Annotated in this window: 8 protein-coding genes; 5 read left to right on the top strand and 3 right to left on the bottom strand. The window is 64.6% G+C overall.

All coding sequences use genetic code 11. The features are described 5' to 3' along the window. Positions 1–288 precede the first annotated feature (288 nt). On the top strand, positions 289–1,050 hold the full coding sequence (locus tag HMPREF2914_RS10865) for a BamJ family beta-barrel-assembly machinery protein (RefSeq protein ID WP_003091600.1): 762 nt from the start codon (positions 289–291) through the stop codon (positions 1,048–1,050). Between the two features lie 369 nt (positions 1,051–1,419). Then, positions 1,420–1,851 (top strand): YkvA family protein, encoded by a 432-nt coding sequence (locus HMPREF2914_RS10860; protein ID WP_003091599.1) that lies wholly within the window; start codon positions 1,420–1,422, stop codon positions 1,849–1,851. Here the strand turns inward: HMPREF2914_RS10860 and HMPREF2914_RS10855 are convergent. Next, complete coding sequence (locus tag HMPREF2914_RS10855) at positions 1,839–2,585, bottom strand: substrate-binding periplasmic protein (RefSeq protein ID WP_003091598.1); 747 nt, start codon at positions 2,583–2,585, stop codon at positions 1,839–1,841. The two genes, HMPREF2914_RS10860 and HMPREF2914_RS10855, sit on opposite strands and share 13 nt — an antisense overlap. A 103-nt stretch (positions 2,586–2,688) precedes the next feature. Between HMPREF2914_RS10855 and HMPREF2914_RS10850 the strand changes: the two genes are divergently transcribed. From HMPREF2914_RS10850 to HMPREF2914_RS10840, 3 genes are read left to right on the top strand one after another with little or no spacing between them, the layout of a single operon-like run. Further along, the gene (locus HMPREF2914_RS10850) at positions 2,689–3,000 is read left to right on the top strand and encodes a helix-turn-helix domain-containing protein (RefSeq protein ID WP_003091597.1); all 312 of its coding nucleotides are present in this window, start codon (positions 2,689–2,691) and stop codon (positions 2,998–3,000) included. Positions 3,001–3,002: 2 nt separating this feature from the next. Then, complete coding sequence (locus HMPREF2914_RS10845; protein WP_003114793.1) at positions 3,003–3,368, top strand: hypothetical protein; 366 nt, start codon at positions 3,003–3,005, stop codon at positions 3,366–3,368. Continuing rightward, the gene (locus HMPREF2914_RS10840; protein WP_023091524.1) at positions 3,358–3,837 is read left to right on the top strand and encodes a tetratricopeptide repeat protein; all 480 of its coding nucleotides are present in this window, start codon (positions 3,358–3,360) and stop codon (positions 3,835–3,837) included. The genes HMPREF2914_RS10845 and HMPREF2914_RS10840 overlap by 11 nt, the downstream gene beginning before the upstream one ends. A 13-nt stretch (positions 3,838–3,850) precedes the next feature. On the opposite strand, the gene HMPREF2914_RS10835 is transcribed toward HMPREF2914_RS10840, so the two are convergent. Together HMPREF2914_RS10835 and HMPREF2914_RS10830 are read right to left on the bottom strand one after the other, a co-directional pair. Continuing rightward, positions 3,851–5,599 carry a bifunctional diguanylate cyclase/phosphodiesterase gene (locus HMPREF2914_RS10835; RefSeq protein ID WP_023091525.1) on the bottom strand — a complete coding sequence of 583 codons (1,749 nt, stop codon included), beginning with the start codon at positions 5,597–5,599 and terminating at the stop codon, positions 3,851–3,853. A 95-nt stretch (positions 5,600–5,694) separates the two neighbouring features. Then, complete coding sequence (locus HMPREF2914_RS10830; protein WP_003091593.1) at positions 5,695–7,791, bottom strand: carboxy terminal-processing peptidase; 2,097 nt, start codon at positions 7,789–7,791, stop codon at positions 5,695–5,697. Positions 7,792–7,797 lie beyond the last annotated feature (6 nt).

Genomic DNA, 7,797 nt, shown 5'->3' with positions numbered 1-7,797 from the left:
GGTCGCGGGTTCGAGTCCCGTCCGCTGCGCCATTTCCTTCCTTAGCTGTATCTCTTGCGCTTCCTTCCCGCTTCATAATTCGACGTTTTTCGACGCTTCCTTTCCGCTGTTCTTCTGTCCTCGTTCCACGCGTTCGTTCTGCTATCTCCTTCATTTTTCGGAAAGTTCGGCCTTGAACTTATCCGCGCGCACCTGTTCCTATTGCCCATAGCCACTGGTCGCGACAGCCTGCTAAGCTCGCGGCTTCATCGAATATGCCCGAGCGGCGAACAGATTAAAGGACTCAGCATGAAACAACATCGGTTGGCAGCAGCGATCGCACTGGTCGGTCTGGTTCTCTCCGGCTGCGATTCGCAGACCAACGTTGAGTTGAAGACCCCGGCGCAGAAAGCTTCCTATGGTATCGGCCTGAACATGGGCAAGAGCCTGTCCCAGGAAGGCATGGACGACCTGGATTCGAAAGCCGTCGCCAAGGGCATCGAAGACGCCCTCGGCAAGAAGAAGCAGCAGCTCACCGATGAAGAGCTGACCGAAGCCTTCGCCTTCCTGCAGAAACGTGCCGAGGAGCGCATGGCCGCCATCGGCGACGAAAACGCCAAGGCCGGCAAGAAGTTCCTCGAGGAAAACGGCAAGCGCGACGGCGTGACCACCACCGCTTCCGGCCTCCAGTACGAAATCGTGAAGAAGGCCGATGGCCCGCAACCAAAGGCCACCGACGTGGTGACCGTCCACTACGAAGGCCGCCTGACCGATGGCACCGTCTTCGACAGCTCCATCGAGCGCGGCAGCCCGATCGACCTGCCGGTCAGCGGCGTGATCCCGGGTTGGGTCGAAGCCCTGCAACTGATGCACGTCGGCGAGAAGATCAAGCTGTACATCCCCAGCGAGCTGGCCTACGGCGCGCAGAGCCCGAGCCCGGCGATCCCGGCCAACTCGGTACTGGTCTTCGACATGGAACTGCTCGGCATCAAGGATCCGTCCAAGCCGGACGCGGAGCCCGAGGCCGGTGCCGCAGCGCAGCCCGAAGCCAAGGCGGACGCGAAGAAGTAATTCTTCCGCCGCGATGCATGAAACGCCCCGTCCATGACGGGGCGTTTTCATTTGCGGATTCGGCTGAACCCAGGCGCTGCCGCGAGGGTCTGAAAACAGGTCGAGGGCACGGCCGGTGTTACCCTTATGCACACATTTGTCGCACGTCGACCCGACCTACGGTATTGACCTCGGGTTGTCCGTTGCGCTAGGTCAAACCCTTGATTTTCAATGCTTTTAGAGCATTGTCTAAAAAGTGTCCGATCTGTCGGAAAGCCTGTAGCGACGGGCTTCTCGCCGACGGAAGGGGGGGCTGTTCACAAGGTTATCCACAGTATGCGTGGATAACCCGGAGAGCCTCGGCGGCAAGCGCTTGAGCGAGGTGGAAGGATGGATGCACCACGAGGATTCAGTCGTTACCTGGGGATCGCGGAACGTTTCCTGGCCCGTGGCCGGGTGCCCGCCTTGTTGATTGCGGTAGCACGCAAGCGCTCGCGCCTGAAGCTGGTGAAGAGCGACCTGCGCCTGCTGCAGGAACTGCTGGTGGCCTGGGTTCGCGGCGAATACCGCGGACTCAGCCGCCAGGCGTTGCTCTCGGTGATCGCGGCGCTGGCCTATTTCCTTTCGCCGGTGGATATCGTCCCCGACTTCATCTTCGGTGTCGGCTTGCTCGACGATCTCGCCGTCCTGGCCTGGGTAGTGCGTCGCTGGCAGTCCGAGCTGGATGCCTTCAAGGTCTGGCGCGACGCCCAGGCCGTCGAGACGCAGCAGGCGCTGCGAGAGCTGCCGGCTCCCAGGGCGGAGCGCGTTCAGGGTTCCTGAGGGGTTCGCAGGCTGTTTTCCAGCAGGCGCTCGATGCTGCCGTCCCTGACCATCTCGTCGAGCACCCGGTCCATACTTTCGACGGGGACCGGCAGTTGTCCGCCATAGATGCAGTGCATCCGATAGCTCTGCAGTACCAGCGGACTGACGCTCAGGCCCAGCTCGGGATGCTGGCGCGTCAGGTAGAGCAGCGGGCGGCGCATGTCCACTGCGGCGTCCAGGCGCGAACGCTTGAGCATCTGCACGCGACTGGCCAGGTCGCGGGTATCTTCGCGGCGAATTTCCCCGGCAGCGAAGGCCTGCATGAGATCGTCCGCGTAGACATAGCCTAGACTTGTACCCAGGGTCTTGCCGCGCAGCTCGGCGAAGTCGCGGATCGCCGGACGGTCGTCGCGCTGCAGCAGGACGTCCTGCTCTTCGAAGAGGGCAGGAGACCAATGGTAGCGTTCGGGTTTGCTATCCCATCCGGGGTTGGAGTTGCAGATCACGTGAATATGTCCGCTGGCCATGAAGCCGTCGATCCTTCGGTTCGGCGTTTCCACGAAACGCAGCGACAATCCCAGCCGCTGCGCGACCCGCTCCCCCAACTGGCGGGTGAAGCCGCCTTGCAGCTGGTGATCGACGATGTCCACGTAGGGCATGCCGTCGGCGGGGCTGAAGCCCCAGCGCAGCTCGCCGGCGAAGGCCTGTCCGACTCCCAGCAGGATGCACAAACCAAGACTTCTCCGGCGCACCCGTGGGCTCCTCCACCAGGCAGACTGTGTGACCAGGGCAGCAGTATAGCCAGTCCGCAGCGGCGCGGTGCCTGATAAGATGGCGGCTTGCAAGGAGACCGACATGAATGTCCAAGTGATCACGCGAGACGGCGAGGCGGAATACGCGGTGTTGCCCTGGGCCGAATACCAGGCGTTGCTGGCCGCCGCCGGTCGCCCGGCCGCCAGTGTCGCGGTGGAGACGACCGCGCCGGCGGTGCCATCCGCGAGCCTGCTGGAGCGCCGCGAGGCGCGCGGCCTGAGCCTGGAACAGGTGGCCCGGGAGGTCGGTATCAGTCCTTCCTACATGGCGATGATCGAACGCGGCGAACGCGAGGCCAGCGAGGCCATCCTGTTCGCCCTGGAGCGTGTGCTGGGCAAAGCGACGGGGGCCTGACCTTGAGTGTGCTGATCAGCCGTAAACACTGGGATAGCCTGCTGCTGGAAATCGAGGATGCGCGTCGCCAGCGTCATCTGCTCACCTACCGGGCGCTGATCGAGCGCCTGCAACTGCCGACTCCGGCGATGACCACCCTCACCGCGGCTCTCGAGCACCTGGCATCGCTGGATGCGCGCTCGGGGCGTCCGTTGCGCAGTTCGCTGGTCATCAGCCAGGGCGCAAGCCGCTTGCCACGCACCGGTTTCTTCGAGTGCGTGGAGCGCCTCGGGCGTTTTTCCGGTCCGCCGGACGGCCCGGCCGCGGCTGGCTGGCATGCGGCGGAAGTGGTCCGTGTCTTCGAATTCGAGTATCCCGATGAACTCTGAATGGATCTGGCGCCTGCGCGCCCGCCTCGGTTACGGCGTGGCCCGGCAGTTGCTGGGCTGGCCCTGGCTGGTCAAGCAGCCGCGAGCCTGGCAGTGGATGCAGGGGCAGTTCTCGCGCATGGCCAACCTCGGACACCGCGACGCCCAGGCGTTCTACGGTCACCTGCTGCTGTTCCGTGGTCAGGGCTTCGGCGCACGCGAGGAGGGCCTGCGCCTGCTGCGCCTGGCTGCCAGCGCGGGCGATGGGAAAGCGGCCTACCAGCTCGGCGTGCAGGCGCTCAAGGGCGACAGCCGGCAAGCGCCCGACGCGCTGGCAGCCAGCCGCCACTGGGCACTAGCGGCAGAGGCGGGCCACCCGCTGGCGGCGCGCAAGCTGGCGGAACTCTACCGCCATGGAGGCCCGGGCCTGGCGCCGGACAGCGAGCGCGCCGAGCACTATGCGCAACGGGCGTCCGCGCTCGGTCTCTAGCTGAACGAACGGTTCAGGCGGCCTCGATCAGGTACAGGCTGTAGCCTGGCACCGCCTTGGCCTGGCGCTTGGCCTCGGAGGCCAGCGTCGCCAGGTGCGCGGCATCCATTCCCTGGCAGGCTTCGGCCGGTAGATGCACCACGCCGACGGACAATGACAGCAGCGGGTACTCCTCGCGCTGGCCATGGCGGTTGTGCGCAACGAAACAGCCGGCGTCCAGGTGCTCGCGGCTGTAGAAGCGCCGGCATTGGCTCTGGAAGGTTTCCAGCAACCGGTCGATCCGTGTGCGCCAGTCCTCGGGGCCGAGCACCAGCATGAAGTCGTCACCGCCGATATGGCCGACGAAGTCGCTGCCCGGGTCGATCCGTTCGCTCAGGCACTGTGCCAGGCACAGCAGGACCTCGTCGCCGCGGGCGTAGCCGTAGAGATCGTTGAAGGGTTTGAAGCTGTCGATGTCGATGTAGCAGATCACCGCCTCGCGCCTTTGTTGCAGCAGGCGTTCGAGGCATTGCTGGATCGGCACGTTTCCGGGAAGCAAGGTGAGCGGATTGGCGTGCCGCGCCTGCTGGAGCTTTTCCTCGGTGATCAGCCTGAGCACGTCGATCACCCGGCCCATGCCCGCATAGTGCCCGCCGCGGGTGACGATGAAATCTTCCTCGATACGCTGGCGTGCGCGGCTGGTCAGCAGGCGGCTGACCTGCTGCAGGGTCTGGCCGAGTTCCACGGCGAGAAAATCGTCGCTCATCAGGCGGCTGATCGGCTTGCGCAGGAACAGGTCGCAGGCGAAGGGCCGGAGCAAGGCGTCGGTGAGCGCGTGGCGATGGACGATGCCGATGGGACGCCCCTCTTCGTCGAGGATCGCCAGGGAGTTCAGGTTGGCCTGGCGGCGGAAGATTTCCACCACTTCCTGGGTCGAGGTGCGAACGTCGACCGCGCGCTGCTCCAGCAGCAGCGCACGCAGGTCGCCATGCTCGTCGCTGGAAGACTGGCTGGGGGCGCCAGCGCTGGGCAGCATCTGTTGTACGTCGCTTGCCGGGTGTTCCTGCGGGCGGCCGAACAGATAGCCTTGCACCAGGTCGACCCCCATCTCGCTAAGCACCGCCAGTTCCTCGGGCAGTTCGATGCCTTCGGCGATGACCTGGGCGCGAGAGGCTCGGGCCATCTTCAGGATGGAGCCGACGAACTCGCGTTTCACGGTGTCCAGGTGGATGCCATCGACGAAGTGGCGGTCGATCTTCACGTAGTCTGGACGCAGTTCCGACCACAGGCGCAGGCTGGAGTAGCCAGCGCCGAGGTCGTCGAGGGCGATGGAGAAGCCCATGGCGCGATAGTGGTGCAGCGCGGTGTCGAGCAGGTCGAAGTCGTCGATGGGGGTCTGTTCGGTCAGTTCGATCACCACCCGGTTCGGCGAGATCCCCAGCTGTTGCAGCAATTGCAGGGTGCGGCCGGGCGGATGGCCGGCTTCGAGGAGGGACTCCGGGGAGACGTTGAGGAACAGCATGGCGTCGCCCTGGATGTCGCGGAAGCGGCTGAAGGCGCGTTGTCGGCAGAGCAGTTCCAGTTCGCTCAGCCGTCCGCATTGGCGGGCCACGGCGAACAACGCCAGGGGCGAGTGCAGCGGGCTGTTGGACGGACCGCGGGTCAGCGCTTCGTAGCCGACCAGACGCCGTTCGGAAAGCGAGAGGATGGGCTGGAACAGGCAGTGCAGGTCGCCGTGGGCCAGGATGCTGTCCAGGGCGCTCAACTGCTCGGTGACGGTCATGGAACGCTCTCGTCGCAATGAAAAAGGGCCGGTTGTGCAACCGGCCCCGTATTTCACGACAGTCCCATGACTGTTTTATGACGCTCCCGCTGAACTCAGTGCTTGGCCACCGCCGAGTTGAGGTTCAGGTAGTCCAGCAGGATGTGCCCGGACTCGGTGAGGTAGGCGTCGTCCTGCGGCTTGGTCTTGTCGTCCTCTTCCGGCAGGGCGTTCTCGTCCTCGCGCTTGAGTTCCTTCAGCGGCTCCTGGCCCTTGGACTTGCGCAGGGCGTTCTCCATGGCCAACTGGCGGTTCTCGATGCTGGTCTGCTGGGCGCGGCGCTTGGCCTCGTTCAGGCTGACGGTCTTCTCCTTCATCAGCTCCTGTGCCAGCGCCAGGCGCTCGCGGGCGTAGACGAAGTCGGCGTTGTTCTCGGTGCGCGCGTCGTGCTGGGCCTTGAGTTGCGCGAGGAACGGCTTGAACGGGTTGGCCTCGTCCTTCACCACCGGGCGGATGGTGTCCCAGGGCATCGAGTCGGGCAGGGCGCTTTCGCCGATTTCCTTGTCGTCGACGATGGACGGGTAGCTGATGTCCGGGATCACGCCCTGGTGCTGGGTGCTCTGCCCGGAGACACGGTAGAACTTCGCCAGGGTCAGCTTCAGTTCGCCGTGGTTGAGCGGCTGGATGGTCTGCACGGTGCCCTTGCCGAAGGTCTGTCCACCGAGGATCAGCGCGCGGTGGTAGTCCTGCATGGCGCCGGCGAAGATCTCCGAGGCGGAGGCCGAGAGACGGTTGACCAGCACCGCCAGCGGGCCGGTATAGAAGGCCTTGCCTTCGTCGTCGTTGAGCACGTCGACGCGGCCGTCGCTGTTGCGCACCAGCACGGTCGGGCCCTGGTCGATGAACAGGCCGGTCAGCTCGGTGGCTTCCTGCAGGGAGCCGCCGCCGTTGTTGCGCAGGTCGAGGACGATGCCGTCGACCTTGTCCTTCTGCAATTCGGCGACCAGCTTCTTCACGTCGCGGGTGGTGCTCTTGTAGTTCGGGTCGCCGGCGCGGTAGGCCTTGAAGTCCAGGTAGAAGGCCGGCAGGTCGATCACGCCGAGCTTGTAGCTGCGGCCTTCGTGGTCGACCTTGATGATGGATTTCTTCGCCGCCTGGTCCTCCAGCTTCACCGCCTCGCGGGTGATGGCGACGATCTTGCTGGTCTGGTCGTTCGGCGCGTTGCTCGCCGGAATCACTTCCAGGCGTACCTGGGAACCTTTCGGCCCGCGGATCAGCTTGACCACTTCATCCAGGCGCCAGCCGACCACGTCGACCATTTCGCCCTTGCCCTGGGCGACGCCGATGATCTTGTCGGAGGTGGCGATCTGCTTGCTCTTCGCCGCCGGGCCGGCCGGCACCAGGCGTACGACCTTGACGTAGTCGTTGTCGCTCTGCAGCACCGCGCCGATGCCTTCCAGCGAGAGGCTCATGTTGATGTCGAAGTTTTCCGCGTTGTCCGGCGACAGGTACTGGGTGTGCGGATCGTAGGACTGGGCGAAGGCGTTGATGTAGGCCTGGAAGATGTCTTCGCTGCGGGTCTGCTTCAGGCGCGACAGCTGGTTCTTGTAGCGCTTGGTGAGCTGTTCCTGGATCGCCTTGTCGTCCTTGCCGGTGATCTTCAGGCGCAGGACCTCGTCCTTCACCTTCTTGCGCCAGAGGTCGTCGAGCTCTGCGGTGTCCTTCGCCCAGGGGGCCTTCTCGCGGTCGATCAGCAGGCTCTCGTCGACGCTGAAGTCGATCTTGTCGACGCCCTTGTCGAGCATCGCCAGGGCGTAGTCGAGACGGCCTTTCAGGCGGTCGAGGTGACGCTTGTAGATGACGAAGCCGGGATCGAGATCGCCGCTCTTGAGGAAGTCGTCGAACCTGTTGCGCCAGCGATCGAACTCGGCGATGTCGCCGGCGGTGAAGTACATCCGCGCCGGATCGAGCATCTTCAGGTAGCTGTCGTAGATCTTGGCCGAGCGTTCATCGTTCAGCGGCGGCTTGTTGTAGTGGTGCCGCTTGAGCAGCTCCACCACGTTGAGGCTGGCGATGACCTGCTCGCGGTCCGGCTGCAGGCTGTCCCAGGAATTCTGGGCGCTGCCGACGGAGACGGCGGTCGAGGCGAACAGCGGCAGCGAACTGGCGCCGAGGAGGAGCAACAGGGCGGTACGGGGCAGAAAACGCTTCATGCTGAT

Source organism: Pseudomonas sp. HMSC067G02 (assembly GCF_001813485.1).
GTDB classification, from domain to species: Bacteria; Pseudomonadota; Gammaproteobacteria; order Pseudomonadales; family Pseudomonadaceae; genus Pseudomonas; species Pseudomonas aeruginosa.
This window is presented reverse-complemented; position numbering and strand designations above follow the sequence as displayed.

Coding starts and splice junctions, on each gene's coding strand:
- HMPREF2914_RS10865 (WP_003091600.1), top strand. CDS start 289: ATGAAACAACATCGGTTGGCAGCAGCGATCGCACTGGTCGGTCTGGTT.
- HMPREF2914_RS10860 (WP_003091599.1), top strand. CDS start 1,420: ATGGATGCACCACGAGGATTCAGTCGTTACCTGGGGATCGCGGAACGT.
- HMPREF2914_RS10850 (WP_003091597.1), top strand. CDS start 2,689: ATGAATGTCCAAGTGATCACGCGAGACGGCGAGGCGGAATACGCGGTG.
- HMPREF2914_RS10840 (WP_023091524.1), top strand. CDS start 3,358: ATGAACTCTGAATGGATCTGGCGCCTGCGCGCCCGCCTCGGTTACGGC.
- HMPREF2914_RS10835 (WP_023091525.1), bottom strand. CDS start 5,599: ATGACCGTCACCGAGCAGTTGAGCGCCCTGGACAGCATCCTGGCCCAC.
- HMPREF2914_RS10830 (WP_003091593.1), bottom strand. CDS start 7,791: ATGAAGCGTTTTCTGCCCCGTACCGCCCTGTTGCTCCTCCTCGGCGCC.